The organism is Microbacterium sp. zg.Y909 (assembly GCF_024626565.1).
In genome coordinates, this window is record NZ_JANJFJ010000740.1 from 1 (window position 1) to 554 (window position 554).

Here is a 554-nt window from a genome sequence, read left to right on the forward strand (position 1 = left end):
ACAAGTCGCTCGGTGGTATCCGCAACCTGCAGAAGACCCCGTCGGCCATCTGGGTCGTCGACGCCAAGCGCGAGCACCTCGCCATCGACGAGGCCAAGAAGCTCGGCATCCCCGTCATCGGCATCCTCGACACCAACGCCGACCCGGACGAGTTCCAGTACCCGATCCCCGGCAACGACGACGCGATCCGCGCCGTGGGTCTGCTTACCCGCGTGATCGCCGACGCTGCGGCCGAGGGCCTCATCCAGCGTCACCAGCCCGCCGCCGGCGAGGCCGAGGCCCCCGCCGAGCCCCTGGCCGAGTGGGAGCGCGAACTGCTCGAGCAGAGCGCGCCCGAGCAGTCCTCCGCTGCGACCGAGAAGGTTGCAGATGAGGCCGAGGCGCAGGCCGAGGTCAGCGAGATCGTCGCTGACGAGCAGGCCATCGAGGGCGAAGCCGCCACGGAGTCCGCTGCGGACGCCGAGGGCGCCGAAGCCGCCGAAGCCGCCAAGGCCGAGTAAACAGCACGGATCAGGCCGGGGGGGGGGGGGCGCGCCCCCCCCCCCCCCCCCCCC

Annotated in this window: 1 protein-coding gene; it reads left to right on the forward strand. The window is 72.4% G+C overall.

The window, feature by feature from the left end; all coding sequences use genetic code 11:
* Window positions 1-500 (forward strand): 30S ribosomal protein S2 (gene rpsB, locus NQ160_RS24495; RefSeq protein ID WP_257517551.1); only part of this gene is annotated, 500 nt, incomplete at its 5' end.
* Window positions 501-554 lie beyond the last annotated feature (54 nt).